This window comes from Azospirillum terrae (genome assembly GCF_053470425.1).
This window is the reverse complement of the sequence record NZ_JBPXMR010000005.1, coordinates 58832-76279: the sequence shown is the minus strand read 5'-3', so window position 1 is coordinate 76279 and position 17448 is coordinate 58832. Positions and strand designations below refer to the sequence as shown.

Sequence of the window (17448 nt, the reverse complement as noted above, 5' to 3'; positions counted from 1 at the left end):
CTACGCGCCCGGCGCAGGGCGGGCAACGGCGGCTGCGCACGTGCGCGTGTCTGCTTGGCTGATGCGGCAACCGTGACGTGCTGCGCGGCGTCTGGCGTCTGTGCATACCAGCGTATAATTGTTGGGGCCGGCGGCGTTATTGGCGGGTTTGGTTTTGACGCGCACGCGAGGTTTCGCGTAATTGTTGCCTGTTCACTTGTCCTTTGGTGCGACCTTTCCCCTGCCCATGACCCCGGACCCTCACCTCGACGCGCTGGCCGCTTCCCTGACGGGGAGCGACACCGACGTGCCCGCGCTCGACACGCTGTTGCAGGTGATGGAGGCGATGCCGGTCATGATCGGCTTGTTCGACACGCACCGCCGGCACGTGTACGCCAACCCGGCCTATCAGTCCTTCATGGGCAACGGCTTGCCCGACCTCAGCGGCCGGACCATTGCCGAGGTGCTGGGCGACGACCACTTCCGCGTGACTCAGGCCATGGCCGACCGCGCGTTGCGCGGCGAGGTGGTGCAGACCGAAGGCTGGATGCCGCACCCCAGCGGCGGGCAGCACTACGTCATACGTTTGCACGTGCCGTACCGTCGGCCGGGCGGCGCCGTCGCCGGCTATTTCGTGCTGCTGCACGACATCACCGAGCGGCGCAAGACGCAGGACGACCTGTTCCGCCTCGCCTACTACGACCCGGTGACCGGGCTGGCGAACCGCCTTCTGCTGCAAAAGCACATGGGCGACTATCAGGCGGTGGGCGAGCCGTTCACCCTGGTCATCCTCGACATGGACCGCTTCGTCGAGATCCGCACCAGCCTCGGCCAGGGCTTCGCCGACGAGCTGCTGATCGACCTCGCCGACCGGCTGGGCCGTGACGGCGGCCCGGTGGATCTGCTGGCGCGCGTCAGCGACCACGCCTTCGCGCTGCTGATCGCCGGCGAGTGCGACCCGCCTGCGGTCGAGCGCAAGATCGAGCGCGTTTCCGAAGTGGTGCGCGCCGCGCGCTCCAGCTCGGGGGCGGCGGTGTTCCTGTCGGCCAGCATCGGCGTGGCGACCTGGAGCGAGACGCACGAGCGGGCCGAGGACGTGCTGCGCGACGCCGAGATCGCGACGGGCCGCGTGCGCGAGCAGGGCGGGGCGCGTCACGCCTGGTTCGACCCGGCCATGCACGCCCGCGTGGTCGAGCAGGTGCGCCTGGAGCACGATCTGCGCCGCGCCATGGAGCGCGGCGACGAGCTGTGGGTCGCCTACCAGCCGATCGTCGACATGGTGACCGGCGGCCTCGCCGGCTTCGAGGCGCTGATGCGCTGGAGCCACCCGGAGCGCGGCCTGATCCCGCCCGTCGTCTTCATCCCCATCGCCGAGAGCACCGGCCTGATCGTCAAGCTGGGCGAATGGATTCTGCGCGAGGCGTGCCGGCAGGTCGCCGGGTGGCAGGAGAAGCGCGCGCCGGGCTCGGCGCCGCTGTTCATGAGCGTCAACCTCTCGACCCGCCAGTTGCGCGAGCCGAACTTCGTGGACATCGTGCGCGGCGTGGTGCGCGAGACCGAGGTCGAGCCGTCGTGGGTCAAGCTGGAGCTGACCGAGAGCGCGGTGATGGAAAAGGCGGAGCAGTCGATCCGCCTGCTCCAGACGCTGCGCGGGCTAGGCATCAAGCTGTCCATCGACGATTTCGGCACGGGCTATTCGTCGCTGTCGTACCTGCACAAGCTGCCCATCGACAGCCTGAAGGTGGACCGCTCCTTCGTCTCGGCCATGCACCAGTCCGAGGAGAACCGGGCCATCGTCCGCATCATCGTGGACTTGGCGCGCCTTCTGGGCTTCGACGTCATCGCCGAGGGCATCGAGACGACGGCCGACGCAAACCTGCTGCGGGCGCTGGCCTGCGACTACGGCCAAGGCTACCACTTCGCCAAGCCGCTGTCCGCCGAGGAAGCCGAGAAGATGGTCGAAGGCAACCTGCCCTGGCGGCAGGAGCCGTAGTCGCCCCGGTCGCCGGCGTCAGTAGAACGCCTCGCACGCCTCCGCCGCGTACACCGCCTGCACCGATGGCCGCGCCTGAATGCGCGCCAGATACGGCCCGAGGTTCGGCAGGTCGCGCGCCTTGCGCGGCATGTGCCGGGTCCAGCGCGCCAGCATGAACAGATAGATGTCCGCCGCCGAGACCCGCTCGCCCAGCAGGTACTCCCGGCCCTCCAGTTCCGTGTCCAGCAGCGCGAAGTGGCCCATCAGGCGGTCCACCATGATGGCCTTGACGCGGTCAGAATCCTCGGGCGGGGCGAAGCGGTCGGGATAGAAGTACGGCAGCATGTCGGCCTGCACCGTGTTGGTGAGGTAGACCAGCCATTGGTAGAAGCGCGCCCGCTCCGGCGTGCCGACCGGCGGGGCGAGGCCGCGGTCCGGGTGCTGGTCCACGAGGTGCAGGCAGATCGCCGCCGATTCGAAGACCACCAGATCGCCGTCCACCAGCGTCGGCACGCGGCCCATGGGGTTCAGTTTCAGGTACGCGGTCGCCTTGTGCTCGCCGTGTTCCCTGTCGAGGATGACCAGATCGAACGGCGCTCCGATCTCGCGCAGCAGGATGTGCGGCGCCATGGCGGCGCTGCTCGGCAGCAGGTAGAGCGTGGGCATGGCGGGGCTCCAAGGCGTGAGCCGCCATTGGACCGCGTGTCCCCCGCTGGGCGCAAGGCCGCGATGCGGGTGTGGCATATTGCATCAGGGGTGTTTAATATTTCGAACTACCGGGCCGACGTCCCAAGGCCCCAGGGAGGATTCATGACCGCCACCACTGCCACCGGCAACTCGGCCGCCAGCCGCGACAAGGCGCATTTTCTGCACCCCTACACGAACCTGAAGGTCCACGAGACCACCGGTCCGCTGATCGTCGAGCGCGGCAAGGGCGTGTACGTCTACGACGACTCCGGCAAGGAGTACATCGAGGGGCTGGCCAGCCTGTGGTGCGTGTCGCTGGGCTTCGACAACGAGCGTCTGGTCGAAGCCGCCGCGCGGCAGATGCGCAAGCTGCCGACCTACCACGTGTTCGGCTCCAAGTCGCACGACCCCGGCATCGATCTGGCCGAAGCGGTGCTCGCCCGCGCTCCGGTGCCGATGTCGAAGGTGTTCTTCGCCAACTCGGGCTCCGAGGCGAACGACACGGCGGTCAAGCTGATCTGGTACTACAACAACGCGCTGGGCCGGCCCGAGAAGAAGAAGATCCTGTCGCGCAACAAGGCCTACCACGGCGTCACCGTGGCGACGGCCAGCCTGACCGGTCTGCCCAACAACCACCGCGACTTCGACCTGCCGATCGCGCGCATCCTGCACGCCGACTGCCCGCACCACTACCGCTTCGCCAACGAGGGCGAGAGCGAGGAGGCGTTCGCCACGCGCCTCGCCGAAAGCCTGGAGGCGCTGATCCTCGCCGAGGGGCCGGACACCATCGCCGCCATGTTCGCCGAGCCGATCATGGGGGCGGGCGGCGTCATCGTGCCGCCGGCCACGTATTTCCAGAAGATCCAGCCGATCCTGAAGAAGTACGACATCCTGCTGGTCGCCGACGAGGTGATCTGCGGCTTCATGCGCACCGGCAACTTCTGGGGCACGCAGACCTTCGGCATGCAGCCGGACATCCTGACCTGCGCCAAGGCGCTGTCGTCGGGCTATCTGCCGATCTCCGCGGTGATGGTGTCGGAGGCGATCTATCAGGCCTGCGTTGTGGAAAGCGAGAAGATCGGTACCTTCGGTCACGGCTACACCTACTCCGCGCATCCCGTGGCGGCGGCGGTGGCTCTGGAGACGCTGAAGATCTACGACGAGCGCGACATCCTCGGCCACGTGCGGTCGGTGGCGCCGGCGTTCCAGCGCCGCCTGAAGGCCCTGGCCGACCATCCGCTGGTCGGCGAGGCGCGCGGCACCGGGCTGATCGGCGCCATCGAACTGGTGGCGGACAAGGCGTCGAAGACGCCGTTCGAGCCGGTGGGGGCTGCGGGTGCGGCGGTCAACGCGCTGTGCCATGAGAACGGCCTGATCTCCCGCGCCATGGGCGACAGTCTGGCGCTCTGCCCGCCGCTGATCATCACCGAGGCGGAGGTCGCCACCATGTTCGACCGCCTGGAAAAGGCCCTCGACGCCGCGGTGCCGGCGTTGAAGCGGTAGGGGCTTCGTGTGCCCTCTCCCCGGCTGTTGGCGGGGGAGGGGGCGCATCTCCGGCGGCCCGATTCCCTTCGTTCCCGCACAGTTGATTTCGGTCAATGCCAAGTGGCGCCTCGGCAATAATGATGCCATCCTAATGCGGCGCCCCAAGGGGATGGCCGCTGTCGGTGGCAACCGGCGCCCAGGCACTGTGAACGGATCCCGCGAGATGGATTACGAGAGCTTCTTCAAGAGCCAGATCGAGACTCTCAAGCACGAGGGCCGCTACCGCGTGTTCGCCGACCTGGCCCGGCACGCCGGCAAGTTCCCGCGCGCGACCTTCTGCGATGCCACCGGCAAGGACCGGACCATCACCGTCTGGTGCTCGAACGACTATCTCGGCATGGGCCAGAACCCCAAGGTGCTGGAAGCCATGCACACCGCCCTCGACGAGGTCGGCGCCGGTGCCGGCGGCACGCGCAACATCTCCGGCACCAACCACTACCACGTGCTGCTGGAGCGTGAGCTGGCCGACCTGCACGGCAAGGAAGGCGCCTTGCTGTTCACCTCGGGCTACGTGTCGAACGACGCGGCGCTGGGCACGATCGGCAAGCTGCTGCCGAACTGCATCATCTATTCCGACGCGCTGAACCACAACTCTATGATCACCGGCATCCGCAACAGCGGCGCCGAGCGGCACGTCTTCAAGCACAACGATCCCGAGCACCTCGACCAGCTGCTGCGCGCCGCCGACCCGGCGCGGCCGAAGCTGGTGGCGTTCGAGAGCGTCTATTCCATGGACGGCGACATCGCGCCGATCCACGCCATCTGCAACGTCGCCGAGAAGCACGGCGCCATGACCTACATCGACGAGGTGCACGCGGTCGGCATGTACGGCCCGCGCGGCGCCGGCGTGGCCGAGCGCGATGGCGCCATGGGCCGCATCGACATCATCGAGGGCACGCTGGGCAAGGCGTTCGGCGTGCAGGGCGGCTACATCACCGGCTCGGCGGCGCTGATCGACTGCGTGCGCTCGTTCGCGCACGGCTTCATCTTCTCGACCTCGCTGGCCCCGGTGCTGGCGGCCGGCGCGCTCGCCTCGATCCGCCACCTCAAGGCCAGCCAGACCGAGCGCACCCGCCACCAGGAGCGCGCGGCGACGCTGAAGCGCCTGTTCGCCGAAGCCGGCCTGCCGGTGATGGACAGCGTCAGCCACATCGTCCCGGTGATGGTGGGCGACGCCAAGCGCTGCAAGCGCGCGTCCGACCTGTTGATGGAGCGCCACGACATCTACGTCCAGCCGATCAACTACCCGACCGTGCCGCGCGGCGCCGAGCGGCTGCGCTTCACCCCCACCCCGCTGCACGACGACGCCATGATGGCGCATCTGGTCGAGGCGCTGCGCGACGTGTGGGACGAGCTGGAGCTGAAGCTCGCCGCCTGATCCGGCGCGGAATGCCGACACGCGAAGGGCTCGGGGGACCATTCTCCGAGCCCTTTCGCGTTTTTTGTGTTCACCGGCGCGGTTGCTGATCGGACGAGCCGGAACTGCCCGGCGGCGGGTTGTTGCGGCCGTCGTCGGCGCGCTTGACCGGGGTGCGCCCGCCCGGATCCGCGCGGTGCGACGGGTCGGAGCGGTCGGCGGTGGCCGGACGGCGGCGGTTCTGCCCTTCGTCCTCGCCCATGCTGCCCTGGCCGACGCCGGTCTTGGCGCTGGTCGCGGTGCTGTCGCCCTTGCGGGCGCCCGGCTTCATGCCGTTGGCCGGCGCTGCCGTGTTGGGATCGGCCGGGCGCGCCAGCGCGTCGCCGGCCGGGCGGCCGTGCTGTTCACCGATGCTTGATTCGCCACGGCCGATGGTGCTGCTGCTGCCGGATTCATGCTCCTCGGCCTTCGGGCGCTGGTCGTTGGGAAGCTGCGCGCGGGGCTGCGGCTGCTGAGCCAGCGCCGGGCCGGCAAGCCCCAGGAGCAGGGCGGCGGCAAGCGGTGCGAGCTTGGTCAAAGCGATCTCCATCTCCTTGGTTCCCAGTCCAGCAACAGCCCCGTCGCCCGCCCGTTCCGCCGGGCGAGGCTGTGGTGACAATGCGCCGATGCCCGCTTGACCCCTGGACTTGCCGGGGCTGTGCGCTTAGCTTAGGGAGGTGGACGACTCTCCGTCGCCCATTCGACGACCTGTGGAGGCCGCCATGTACCGCGACAACTCGCTGATGCCGAAGGAAGCCGTCCGGCTGGCCGTGCTGGGCACGCTGATCCAGGGCGGATCGATGCGCTATGCGGACCTGGCCGGTTCGATTCGCCACTTCCTGGACCGCATCGTCGGGCCGTCGCTCGACCTCATGGGCACGTCGCTGGAGATGCTGCGCTACGAGGGCCTGATCGAGGCGCTGGACGGCACCGGCATGGAGGACAACGCGCTGCTCGGCCCCACCGCGGTCGGCCGGGCGGAGTTCGACACGCTGATGCGCGCCAACGTGCGGACGCCCTCGGCGGACGGGCTGAACAAGCTGGTCATCAGCCTGAAGCTGCGCTTCCTGCACCTGCTGGACGCCGAGTCGCAGCGCGAGCAGCTCGACAACCTCGTCTCCATGCACGAGACGGAACTGGCCCGCCTGGGCGACCTGAAGCGTCGCCACGACGGCGACACCGGCTATCTGCCGGCGTTCCTCGACCACGACATCGCGCTCGCCGAGTCGCGTGTGGCGTGGTTCAACGAGCTTCTGGCGCGCGTCTGATCTTCCCCCCCGCGTCGTTTCGTCCCGGTCAGCGAGCGTTTGTTTCGCTGAACGATTCTGGTGTACTCTCCGGCGCGTAATAAATCCCCGCCACTCGACCCGGAATCGTCCCAATGGCCAATGCCAAGCTGACCGAGGATCTCGAAGACCGTCTGCGTTGCGAGTTCATGGACGACGCCCGCGACCGTCTTCAGGCCATGTACGCCTCCCTCGACAGCTTGGCGGACAAGACCCGCAGCGATGCCGACGTGATCGGCGTGATCCGCCTGGAAGCCCACAACTTCAAGGGTATGGGCACCTCGTTCGGCTATCCGACGGTGAGCCTGATCGCGCACCGGCTGGAGGAGTACCTGACCGGCGTCACCCGCCTGGACCAGCGCGAGCGGGTCGATCTGCCGGTGTTCCTCGACCGCATCGCCGAGGTGGTCGAGCGCGCCGAGCAGCCGGCGCTGGCCGAGACCAACAAGATCATCCGCGCGCTGCCCGTGCGCTATCGTTTCGACGTGACGGACGTGGAAATCCGCAACGTCGAGATCATGCTGGTGACGCCGTCCAAGGTGGTGGCGAAGAAGATCGGCGGCGAGCTGGCGGCCTGCGGCTTCCGCACGGTGACGGTGAACGACCCCATCGAGTCGATCAGCCACGCGGTGCGCGTGCCGCCGGACATGCTGATCGCGTCGATGGTGATGGACGGCCTGTCCGGCCTCGACCTCATCCGCGGCCTGGGCGCCATGAACGTGACCAAGGCCGTGCCGATGGCGCTGCTCACCTCCATGAGCCTGGACAACCCGGCGCTCAAGGAGATCCCGGCGGGGGTGGCGGTGATCCGCGTCGGCGAACACTTCGGCGACGACTTCGCCGCGGCGGTGACGCGGTTCAATCTGGGCTGAGGGTGGGAAGCAACCCGGTTTTCACGGATTGCGCGGATTTTGCCACGGATTTCACGGATTTTTCTTGATCGTGCGCAGCAGCGGCCTTCGGGATGCCCCGAGGCTCTGCAAGCATCATCTAAATCCGTGCAATCCGTGAAGGCTTGGTACGTCCCTCAGTACAGATGCTGCCCGCCGGTGATGAAGATCTCCGTCCCCGTCACGTACTGATAATCCGCCCCGCACAACGAGAAGATCACCGACGCCACCTCCTCCGGCGTGCCCATGCGCTTCAACGGGATGCGCGGGATCAGCACGTCGTACTCGGGGCCGGTCATGGCGGTTTCGATCTCGCCCGGCGCCACGGCGTTGACGCGCACGCCAATCTCGGCGAACTCCACCGCCATCTCGCGGGTCAGGCCCGACAGCGCCGCCTTCGACGTCGAATAGGCGGAGCCGGCAAAGGCGTGCACCGAATGCCCGGCGATGGAGGTGACGTTGACGATCGCCCCCTTGCCGCGCGCCAGCGGCGCCGCGAAGCCGCGGGCCAGCACCAGCGGCGCGAAGAAGTTCAGCTCGAACACCCGATACCAGCCGGCGATGTCGCCGTTCAGGCAGCCCAGCCGCTCCTTGATCGGTGTCTTGGGCGAGACGCCGGCGTTGTTGACCAGCGCGTGCAGCGGGTCGCCGTTCAGCGCCGCGCTGGCTTCCTTGACGAAGTTGGCGCGGCTTTCCGGGTCCGACAGGTCGGCGCTGATGTGGTGCGTCCAGTTCGGGTCGCGGCGGCAGTGCTCCGGCACCTCCTCGCGCGAGCAGGAAATGACGCGCCAGCCCTCGGCGCTGAAGCGCTGCACGGTGGTGTGGCCGATGCCTCGGCTGGCTCCGGTCAGGATGACGGTCTTGCGGTGCGGCATGAGGAGCATGCTAGCGCGGAACGCCGGGTCGCGCCATGCCCTTCGGGTGCCCCCCGTCCTTCGATGGATTGAACCCAGCATGGCCCAGCCCAACCTACACAAAAGCCCTCCCCGCCTGAGGATATTCCCTGTGCTGCTTCGCCTGTTCGTTGTGTTGCTGCTGGCCGGCGGCCTCGCCACCGAATCCCATGCGACCCCCGCCGCCGACGCGCCTGCGGGCGAGGCGGCGGCGTGCGTGTCCCCCGGCGCCTGGGCGGACGCCGCCGGCCACCCCACGGACCGGGCCGCGCTGCTGGAGCGCGCCGCCAAGGCCCCCGCCGTTCTGCTGGGCGAGCGGCACGACAGCGCCGAGCAGCACCGCTGGCAATTGCAGATGCTGAACCAGATCTACGGCCTCAACCCCAACATCGCGGTGGCGCTGGAGATGATCCCGCGCGCCAAGCAGGCGGTGCTCGACCGCTGGGTGGACGGCAAGCTGACCGAGGCGGAGTTCCTGCGCGAGGTGGATTGGCGCACGGTGTGGGGCTTCGACCCGCAGCTCTACTTGCCGATCCTGCACTTCGCGCGGATGAACCGGGTGCCGCTGGTGGCGATCAACGTCGAGCAGGACCTCGTCCGCCGGACCAGCAAGGAGGGCTGGGCCGCCGTGCCCGAGTCCGAGCGCGAGGGCGTCGGCACCGCCGCCGCCGCCTCGGCGGAGTACCAGGATTTCCTCGCCAACGTGCTGGGCCAGCACGACGCGGAGGCCGGCCGCGACTCCGAGCGTTTCAAGCGCTTCGTCGAGGCGCAGTCGGTGTGGGACCGCGCCATGGCCGAGCGCATCGCGTCCGTCCACAAGCAGACCGGGCGCACGGTGGTGACCATCGTCGGCGCCGGGCATGTGCAGAGCCGCTTCGGCATTCCGCACCAACTGGCCGACCTGGGGATTCCCAACGCGCTGGTGTTGCTGGCGTGGGATGCGGACCGGCCGTGCAAGGATCTGGACGGCAAGATTGCCGACGCGGTGTTCGGCATCGACACCGGCGGCGAGCCCTCTGGTCCGCCCAAGCCGCGCCTGGGCGTGATGCTGGAGCCGGGCAAGGACGGTGTCAGGATCGGCGCGGTGATGGATGGCAGCGTCGCCGCCGCGGCCGGGCTGAAGAAGGGCGACGTGGTGACCGTGGCGGCGGGCCAGCCCGTGCGCGCCCCCGGCGACCTGACCGCCGCCGTCCAGCGCACCGGCCCCGGCACATGGCTGCCGGTGACCGTCAAGCGCGGCGGCCGCACGAAGGAACTGGTGGCGAAGTTCCCGGTGGAGTGAACGCTACAGCATCGTCTCCCACCGCGCCGCCACGTCGGGCGCGGGGTTGATGGCGGGGGCGAAGGCGGTCTGGCCCAGGCGCGCCTGATGCTCGCGCAACGCCCAGTGCACCGTCGGAAAGGCGATGTCGCCCCACGGAATCTCGTCCCAACGGAACAGCGCGACCTCCTCGCTCTCCGGGCCGGCGGCCACGTCGGGCGTGGTCAGACGGGCGCGGAAGATCAGCTGCACCTGGCTGATGCGCGGAATGTCGTAGACGGCCAGCAACGCGTCGATCTCGATGCGCGCCCGCGCCTCCTCCCACGCCTCGCGCATGGCGCCGGCCTGGGTGGTCTCGTGCTCCTCCATGAAGCCGGCGGGCAGCGTCCAGTACCCCTTGCGCGGCGGGATGGCGCGCCGGCACAGCAGGATCCTGTCCTCCCCATTCTCGGCCCAGGTCGCCACGGACCCCACCACGATCAGCGGGTTCTGGTAGGCGACATAGCCGCAGTCCGGGCACAGCAGCCGTTCCCGGTCGTCGCCGGGCGGGACGGCGCGGACGCGTGGGCCTTGCGTGGGGGTATCCTCGGGCATGCGTCGGATATGGCGCATTCCGCGCGGCGCGGCAAGCCGGCGTCATGTCGCAGCCGTTCTTTGCCTGTTCTCATCCTCGCGGTCCTCCGTTAGGCTTCCCGGCCGGCTATGAGGGGATGGGCATGCAGTTCGCGTTCGACGGAATCTCGCTGGTCATCGGCGTTCTGCTGGGCGCCGGTGCGGCGTGGCTGTGGCTCCGCGCCGCGGCGACGCGCGCCGGCACCAGGGCCGCCGCGGAGCGCGGCGCGCTGATCGCCCAACTGGACATGCGCGGCCGCCTGGAGCGGGAACTGCGCGACGGCGTGACCGAGCGCGACCGGCAGATCGCCCGCCTCCAGGCCGAGCTGGCGGCATCGCGTGAGAAGCACGCGGAGCTGGTGACCACGCTGGACAAGGAACGGACCTCCGCCACCGAGAAGCTGGCGCTGCTGGAGACGGCGCAGGCCAGCCTGTCCGACGCCTTCAAGGCGCTGTCGTCCGAGGCGCTGCGGCAGAACAACCAGAGCTTCCTCGATCTCGCCCAGCAGACGCTGACCAGTTTCCAGGAGCAGGCGAAGGGCGACCTGGAGAAGCGTCAGCAGGCCATCGGCGAGATCGTCGCCCCGGTGCGCGCGTCCCTGGAGACCATGGACCGCCAGATCCAGGAGATGGAGAAGTCCCGCGCCGGTGCCTATGAGGGGCTGAAGCAGCAGGTGGTGTCGCTGCTCGACACGCAGAACCAGCTGCGCGCCGAGACCGGCAATCTGGTGCGGGCGTTGCGCTCCCCCATCGCCCGCGGCCGCTGGGGCGAGATCCAGTTGAAGCGCGTGGTCGAGATGGCCGGCATGCTCGACCACTGCGACTTCTTCGAGCAGGCGAGCGTCAACGCCGAGGGCGGCAAGCTGCGCCCCGACCTCGTGGTCCGGCTGCCCGGCGGCAAGACCATCGTGGTGGACGCCAAGACTCCGCTGGAGGCCTATCTGGACGGCATCCAGACCGCCGACGACGGCACCCGGCGCGACGCCCTGATCCGCCACGCCCGCCACGTGCGCGACCACATGAAGCAGCTGGGCGGCAAGGCCTATTGGGACCAGTTCGACGCGACGCCGGAGTTCGTGGTGCTGTTCCTGCCCGGCGAGAACTTCTTCTCGGCGGCGCTGGAGCACGATCCGGCGCTGATCGAGGCCGGCATGGACCATGGCGTCATCCTGTCGACGCCGACCACGCTGATCGCGCTGTTGCGCGCCGTGGCCTACGGCTGGCGGCAGGAGCGGCTGGCCGACAACGCCCGCGACATCAGCGCGCTGGGGGCCGAGCTGTACAAGCGGCTGTGCGACCTGGGCGGCCACATGGACCGGCTGGGCGCCCAGTTGGAGAAGGCGGTCGGCTGCTACAACGGCGCGGTCGGCAGCCTGGAGGCCCGCGTCCTGGTCAGCGCCCGGCGCTTCCGCGACCTGCACGCCGCGCCGGAGGGCGTGGAGATTCCGGTGCTGCAACCCCTCGACCACACGCCCCGCCAGATCCAGGCGCCGGAGCTAAGGGGAGCGAAGGCTTCGGCGTGAGAGAGGACGCGGACCTGGTAGCGTTTGGAATTGAACTCTTTTGGGCTAACGTTGCGTGAATGCCTCAAGGAGTTGGGCCATAACCGCTCCTTCCACATCCCGGTAATGCGCAGAGTACAAAATATCATGCAGTAAGCGTCTGTCTATCCTGGTACGGCTCGCGCGCGTGAAGACCAAGGCGTTGGTCAACGCGAAGTCGGCGTTGACGACAATGGCGCGACGCTGGGCTTCGCGAGTCAATCCACCAATCGGACCAACCTGGATCGGCCGAATCCGACACAGCCATTTCACCGAAAAGCCAGCTCTCTTGAATCGGTTGGCGCGTTCAAGGCCATGAAACGTCTTCAGTCGCTGAATATCCAAGAAGTAGCTTTCGACGGCGTGCGCCAGAAGACCTTTGTTCATCTCGGCGCTTTCCAAGCCATGCGCCTTGAGCTTGGTGTTGTAGTGTTCAAAAGCCTTAAGGAAATAGTCGCATCGCTTTGCGTAACGATCCAACTCATCCTGCGGAGATAGAGGCCCCGTCAGGTCGTCCGGCGTGTCGGATTCCGCCATGCCTATCTCTTTTGGTTGTGCGATTGACCCGAAATTTCTTCAATGGCTTCGGACATAAGATCGAAAAGCCCATCCACTTCATCTTCAAAGTGCGCGAGCGTCACGTCCTCATCAAACGGCTGGTCGCCGTTCGGCAACGTCCAACGCGAAACATCTCGTAGGCCTTCGGCTTGCAGGAGCTGCTTGAACTCTTCGACGTACGAAGCTCGCTTCTGTTCCGACATTGTGCAAAGCCCTTGGTGTGCGCGTTACGGCAGGCAGGGCCAACCGTCGAGGCGGCGATACTATTGGATCGGCGCACTCAGTCAAGGCGCTTGCGCGTGTGGAAATGCGCTTGCACACACTTTTCCGAGTTCGCACCTGCTGGATGCTGCCGCATTCGTGCGTGTTTCTCACCAAACGGTCGCGTGAGAATCAGTGCTAATGATAAGGGAGAGTAGCTCGAATCGCAAGAGCGATCATAGCTGAGCGGGCGGCGCACATTCCTATGCGGTGCCCTTCGTGGGCACTTTTAACGGCAACTGCCCACTTCCTTGACCTGCCGCCCCACCGTCCATATTTTGCAACTTTGTAACCTCACCCCTACGAGTCCCGAGCACCCATGGCCCTCTTGCCGATCCTCGTCGCCCCGCATCCGGTCCTGAAGCAGAAGGCCAAGCCCGTCGCCAAGGTCGACGCCCGCATCGCCAAGCTGATGGACGATATGGTCGAGACCATGTACGACGCCCAGGGCATCGGGCTGGCCGCGCCGCAGATCGGCGTGCTGGAGCGCGTCATCGTCGTCGACGTGCATGAAAAGGACGAGCCGTCCAACCCGATCCGCATGGCGAACCCCGAGGTGGTCTGGGCGTCGGACGAGCAGGTGCCGTGCGAGGAGGGCTGCCTGTCGGTGCCCGAGCACTACGCCGAGGTCACGCGGCCCAAGGCCGTGCGCGTCCGCTACCTCGACCAGCAGAACGAGATCCGCGAGATCGAGGCCGAGGGCATGCTGTCCACCTGCCTCCAGCACGAGATCGACCACCTCAACGGCGTGCTGTTCGTCGACCGGCTGTCGCTGCTCAAGCGCAACATGATCCTGCGCAAGCTGCAAAAGCAGCAACGCCAGAACGCCACGGCCTGATCGCGCCATGACACCGCTCCGCCTCGTCTTCATGGGCACGCCGGACTTCGCCGTGCCCAGCCTTCGTGCGCTCATCGATGCGGGGCACGCGGTGGTCTGCGTCTACAGCCAGCCGCCACGCCCGGCCGGCCGCGGCCAGCAGGTGCAGAAATCCCCCGTCCACCGCTTCGCCGAGGAGCACGGCATCGCCGTGCGCACGCCGAAGACGTTGCGCACCGCCGAGGCGCAGGCGGAATTCGCCGGGTTGAACGCCGACGCCGCGGTGGTTGCCGCCTATGGCCTGATCCTGCCGCAGCCGGTGCTCGATGCGCCGCGGCTGGGCTGCCTCAACGTGCATGGCTCGCTGCTGCCGCGCTGGCGCGGGGCGGCGCCGATCCAGCGCGCCATCCTGGCGGGCGACGCCAAAACCGGCATCACCATCATGCAGATGGACATCGGGCTGGACACCGGCGCCATGCTGCTGAAGGAAGCCGTGCCGATCACCGCCGAAACCACGGCGTCCAGCCTGCACGACGCCTTGGCCGACCTCGGCGCGCGGATGATCGTCGAGGCGCTGGACGGCCTCGCCCAGATGCGCCTGACGGCCGAGCCGCAGCCGGAGGAGGGCGTCACCTACGCCGCCAAGCTGACGCGCGAGGACGGCCGGCTGGACTGGTCGAAGGACGCCGCCTTCGTCGAGCGGCAGGTGCGCGCCCTCACCCCTTGGCCCGGCTGCTGGTTCGACGTGCCGACGCCGCAAAGCGGTGCCGAACGCATCAAGGTTCTGAAGGCCGAGGTGGCGCCCACCGGGCCGCACGCGGCGCCGGGCACGATGGTGGACGACCGTCTGACCATCGCCTGTAACGGTGGCGCGGTGCGCCTGACGCTGGTGCAGCGGCCCGGCAAGGCGCCGGTGGACGGCGCCGCCTTCCTGCGCGGCTTCGCGTTGCCACCCGGCACGGTGCTGGATGTCGCGGTGACGACCCCCTGACATGCAGCGCTGGAAGCTGACCATCGAGTACGACGGCCGCCCGTTTTCCGGCTGGCAGCGGCAGGATAACGGCCCGTCGGTGCAGCAGGCGCTGGAGGAGGCGGTTTGCAAGCTCTCCGGCGGCGAGACCGTACGTGTCCATGGGTCGGGACGTACGGACGCAGGCGTACACGCGCTGGGGCAGGTGGTGCACTTCGACCTGGAGAAGCCGTTCGCCGCCGACAAGATCCGCGACGGGCTGAACTTCCACCTGCGGCCCTGGCCGGTGGCCGTGCTGGCGGTGGAGGCGGTCGGCGAGGATTTCCACGCCCGCCTGACCTCCACCGGACGGTCGTACGTCTACCGCATCCTCAACCGCCGCGCTCCGCCGGCATTGGATTTGGGGCGGGTGTGGCACGTGCAGCGGCCGCTCGACGCCGCGGCCATGCACGAGGCCGCGCAAGCGCTGGTCGGCCGGCACGACTTCACCAGCTTCCGCGCCTCGCTCTGTCAGGCGAAGTCGCCGCTGAAGACGCTGGACCGGCTCGACGTGGTGCGCGAGGGCGACGAGGTGCGGGTGTACGCGGCGGCGCGCTCGTTCCTGCACCATCAGGTGCGCAACATGGTCGGCACGCTGGAACTGGTCGGCATCGGAAAATGGAGCGCCGCGGACGTGCGCGCCGCGCTGGAGGCCCGCGACCGCAGCCGCGCCGGCCCCACGGCGCCGCCGGACGGCTTATACTTTATCGAAGCCCGCTACCCATAGGGGTTGCCCTGTCTTGAGGGGGCCATCCGTTGGTCCGTCTGCCCTTCGTTCGGGTTGCGGTGTGTCGGCTGCGCTGCCTACTGTCGTGGCGTGTTTAACCTGAACAAGGTCAGGCCCGCGATGCTGTACCGACTTTCGAGCTTCGGAGTGCTGTTCGCGGCAACCGTGCTGTTCCCCGTGCTGTGGGCCGTCACCACCCAGGACGACGAGACCAATACGCTGCACTGAAGCGGGGCTGTCCGCCCCGGAAAACACTTGCTCCCGGCCACGCTCCCGCCGGATGATGCTCGCCCTTACGCGGACGGGCCGCGGAAAATCGGGAGTTGGCGATGAAGACCACGACTTGTCTGGCTGCCGCGACGGTGGTTGCCCTCCTCTCGCTGGCCTCGGTTGCCGCGGCGCAGCAGGGGCAGCCGACCCCTTCCAAGCGTGTCGCGCCGATGTTCGAGGCGCTTGATACCAACGGTGACGGTGTGATCTCTCTGGAGGAGTTCCTGAACCGCCCGTCCGAGGGGGGCGCGCTGAGCCCTGAGTCGCGCCAGCATCTGGAAATCCGCTTCCGGCAGCTCGACAGCGACGGCAACGGCACGCTCAGTCACATCGAACTGGTCGGCCGCAATCAAAACCTGACGCCGACGCAACACTAGGGGCGTATGCCCGCCTTGCCGACCCGCACCGCATCGTCTCGCCTGCTGTTGCTGGCGCTCGCCGCGGCGCTGCTGGCGTCGTGCGGGGTGGATGCGCGGCAATCGGCGCTGTGCCGGCGGCTGATCCCGGCCTTCGAACCGCACCCCGAGCGCATCCGAATCCTCGACGAATCCTACGCCGCCGATGGACGGACGCTGACCGTCCGCTATACGGCGGAAGCGGATGAGCACTCGATCGCCTGCCGCTTCGCCGGCCGCTATTTCGACGCCGGCCGCGACGAGGTGGAGCAGGTCGCCACCGACAGCACCGGCGACCTCAGCGGCATGCAGATGACCATGCTGCGCGTCTGGGCCGGGCTGGGCGGCCGGTGGGAGCTTCCCGACGTGCCGGAGCACGGTGGGGCGGAGCGCGGTTCCGGGCCGGCGTCGTCGCCGTGGGCGCCCGTGCTGTTCTTCCTCCAGCAGGTGGTCAATGCCGCCACGGTGGCCTGTGTGTACGGGCTGCTCGCCATAGGCTACACGCTGGTCTACGGCATCCTCGGCCAGATCAATCTGGCGATGGGCGAGTTGACGATGGTCGGCGCCATGTCGACGGCGGTCGCCACCGCCGGGCTGGTCATGCTCGGCGCCCAGGGGGCGGCACCGGCGCTGCTGGCGGTGCTGCTGGCGGTGATGGGATTCACGGCGGTGCAGGGCTGGGCCATGGACCGGCTGGTGTTCCGGCCGTTCCGCGCGCTGCGCACGCACACGCCGCTGATCGCCGCGGTCGGCCTCGCCATCGCCTACCAGGAGGGGGTGCGGCTGCTGCACGGCGCGCGCGACTGGTGGCCGCAGCCGGTGTTCGGCACCCGCCATGATCTGGCGAGCGCCGGCGGCTTCACGCTGACCGCGCTGACCTCGCAGGTGATCGTCCTGGCGCTGACGATGGTGCTGTACGCCGCGCTGGCCTGGGTGATGCGGCGGACCGCCTTCGGCCGCGCGCACCGCGCCTGCACCGACGACGTGGGCGCGGCGGCGCTGATGGGGCTGGACGTCAACCGCACGGTGGCGACGACCTTCGCCATCGGCGGGGCCTACGCGGCGGCGGCCGGCTATGTGATCGCGCTGTATTACGGCGGGGTGAACTTCTTCACCGGCTATCTGGTGGGATTCAAGGCGCTGGCGGCGGCGGTGGTCGGCGGCATCGGCTCGGTGCCCGGCGCCATGCTGGGCGGCGCCCTGCTGGGCGTGGTCGAAACCTTCTGGTCCGCCTATTTCGCCATCGAGTATAAGGACATCGTCGCCTTCGGCCTGCTGGCCTTGTTCCTGATCTTCCGTCCGCACGGGTTGCTGGGGCAGGCGCGCTCAAGGGGGGATTGAGGGGC

18 protein-coding genes are annotated in these 17448 nt (G+C 68.3%); 12 read left to right on the top strand and 6 right to left on the bottom strand.

Going from position 1 to position 17448, the window contains the following annotated elements; all coding sequences use genetic code 11:
* Positions 1–226: 226 nt before the first annotated feature.
* Positions 227–1972, top strand: coding sequence for a putative bifunctional diguanylate cyclase/phosphodiesterase (locus tag ACSVDD_RS14865; protein ID WP_448190147.1), 1746 nt, complete (start codon positions 227–229; stop codon positions 1970–1972).
* Between the two features lie 18 nt (positions 1973–1990).
* Here the strand turns inward: ACSVDD_RS14865 and ACSVDD_RS14860 are convergent, their stop codons facing one another.
* Positions 1991–2620, bottom strand: coding sequence for a glutathione S-transferase family protein (locus ACSVDD_RS14860; protein WP_448190146.1), 630 nt, complete (start codon positions 2618–2620; stop codon positions 1991–1993).
* Between the two features lie 144 nt (positions 2621–2764).
* Between ACSVDD_RS14860 and ACSVDD_RS14855 the strand changes: the two genes are divergently transcribed.
* Together ACSVDD_RS14855 and hemA are read left to right on the top strand one after the other, a co-directional pair.
* A complete protein-coding gene (locus ACSVDD_RS14855) occupies positions 2765–4144 on the top strand; it encodes an aspartate aminotransferase family protein (protein WP_448190145.1) in 1380 nt (459 codons plus the stop codon).
* Positions 4145–4349: 205 nt separating this feature from the next.
* Positions 4350–5564 carry a 5-aminolevulinate synthase gene (gene hemA / locus ACSVDD_RS14850; protein WP_448190144.1) on the top strand — a complete coding sequence of 405 codons (1215 nt, stop codon included), beginning with the start codon at positions 4350–4352 and terminating at the stop codon, positions 5562–5564.
* Between the two features lie 70 nt (positions 5565–5634).
* On the opposite strand, the gene ACSVDD_RS14845 is transcribed toward hemA, so the two are convergent.
* A complete protein-coding gene (locus ACSVDD_RS14845; protein ID WP_448190143.1) occupies positions 5635–6132 on the bottom strand; it encodes a hypothetical protein in 498 nt (165 codons plus the stop codon).
* A gap of 172 nt (positions 6133–6304) precedes the next feature.
* Between ACSVDD_RS14845 and ACSVDD_RS14840 the strand changes: the two genes are divergently transcribed.
* Entirely contained in the window at positions 6305–6850 is a 546-nt protein-coding gene (locus ACSVDD_RS14840) for a hypothetical protein (RefSeq protein WP_448190142.1), read from the top strand.
* A gap of 113 nt (positions 6851–6963) precedes the next feature.
* Positions 6964–7740 carry an Hpt domain-containing protein gene (locus ACSVDD_RS14835; RefSeq protein ID WP_448190141.1) on the top strand — a complete coding sequence of 259 codons (777 nt, stop codon included), beginning with the start codon at positions 6964–6966 and terminating at the stop codon, positions 7738–7740.
* A 155-nt stretch (positions 7741–7895) separates the two neighbouring features.
* Here the strand turns inward: ACSVDD_RS14835 and ACSVDD_RS14830 are convergent, their stop codons facing one another.
* Complete coding sequence (locus tag ACSVDD_RS14830; RefSeq protein WP_448190140.1) at positions 7896–8633, bottom strand: SDR family NAD(P)-dependent oxidoreductase; 738 nt, start codon at positions 8631–8633, stop codon at positions 7896–7898.
* A 130-nt stretch (positions 8634–8763) separates the two neighbouring features.
* Here ACSVDD_RS14830 and ACSVDD_RS14825 point away from each other — a divergent pair, with 130 nt between their 5' ends.
* Complete coding sequence (locus ACSVDD_RS14825; RefSeq protein ID WP_448190139.1) at positions 8764–9933, top strand: ChaN family lipoprotein; 1170 nt, start codon at positions 8764–8766, stop codon at positions 9931–9933.
* A gap of 3 nt (positions 9934–9936) precedes the next feature.
* On the opposite strand, the gene ACSVDD_RS14820 is transcribed toward ACSVDD_RS14825, so the two are convergent.
* The gene (locus tag ACSVDD_RS14820; protein WP_448190138.1) at positions 9937–10506 is read right to left on the bottom strand and encodes an NUDIX hydrolase; all 570 of its coding nucleotides are present in this window, start codon (positions 10504–10506) and stop codon (positions 9937–9939) included.
* Between the two features lie 122 nt (positions 10507–10628).
* On the opposite strand from ACSVDD_RS14820, the gene ACSVDD_RS14815 reads away from it, so the two are divergent.
* Positions 10629–12047: a DNA recombination protein RmuC gene (locus ACSVDD_RS14815; protein ID WP_448190137.1), complete on the top strand. Its 1419-nt coding sequence runs from the start codon at positions 10629–10631 to the stop codon at positions 12045–12047.
* A gap of 45 nt (positions 12048–12092) precedes the next feature.
* Here ACSVDD_RS14815 and ACSVDD_RS14810 read toward each other — a convergent pair whose 3' ends face one another.
* Entirely contained in the window at positions 12093–12602 is a 510-nt protein-coding gene (locus ACSVDD_RS14810; protein WP_448190136.1) for a hypothetical protein, read from the bottom strand.
* Between the two features lie 2 nt (positions 12603–12604).
* Positions 12605–12826 carry a hypothetical protein gene (locus ACSVDD_RS14805; RefSeq protein WP_448190135.1) on the bottom strand — a complete coding sequence of 74 codons (222 nt, stop codon included), beginning with the start codon at positions 12824–12826 and terminating at the stop codon, positions 12605–12607.
* Between the two features lie 377 nt (positions 12827–13203).
* On the opposite strand from ACSVDD_RS14805, the gene def reads away from it, so the two are divergent.
* From def to ACSVDD_RS14780, 5 genes are all read left to right on the top strand, one after another.
* Positions 13204–13722 carry a peptide deformylase gene (gene def / locus ACSVDD_RS14800; protein ID WP_448190134.1) on the top strand — a complete coding sequence of 173 codons (519 nt, stop codon included), beginning with the start codon at positions 13204–13206 and terminating at the stop codon, positions 13720–13722.
* A gap of 7 nt (positions 13723–13729) precedes the next feature.
* Positions 13730–14692: a methionyl-tRNA formyltransferase gene (fmt, locus tag ACSVDD_RS14795; protein WP_448190133.1), complete on the top strand. Its 963-nt coding sequence runs from the start codon at positions 13730–13732 to the stop codon at positions 14690–14692.
* 1 nt (position 14693) lies between these two features.
* Positions 14694–15437: a tRNA pseudouridine(38-40) synthase TruA gene (gene truA, locus ACSVDD_RS14790; RefSeq protein ID WP_448190132.1), complete on the top strand. Its 744-nt coding sequence runs from the start codon at positions 14694–14696 to the stop codon at positions 15435–15437.
* Between the two features lie 329 nt (positions 15438–15766).
* Positions 15767–16084 (top strand): EF-hand domain-containing protein, encoded by a 318-nt coding sequence (locus ACSVDD_RS14785; protein WP_448190131.1) that lies wholly within the window; start codon positions 15767–15769, stop codon positions 16082–16084.
* A gap of 6 nt (positions 16085–16090) precedes the next feature.
* On the top strand, positions 16091–17443 hold the full coding sequence (locus ACSVDD_RS14780) for a branched-chain amino acid ABC transporter permease (RefSeq protein ID WP_448190130.1): 1353 nt from the start codon (positions 16091–16093) through the stop codon (positions 17441–17443).
* Positions 17444–17448 lie beyond the last annotated feature (5 nt).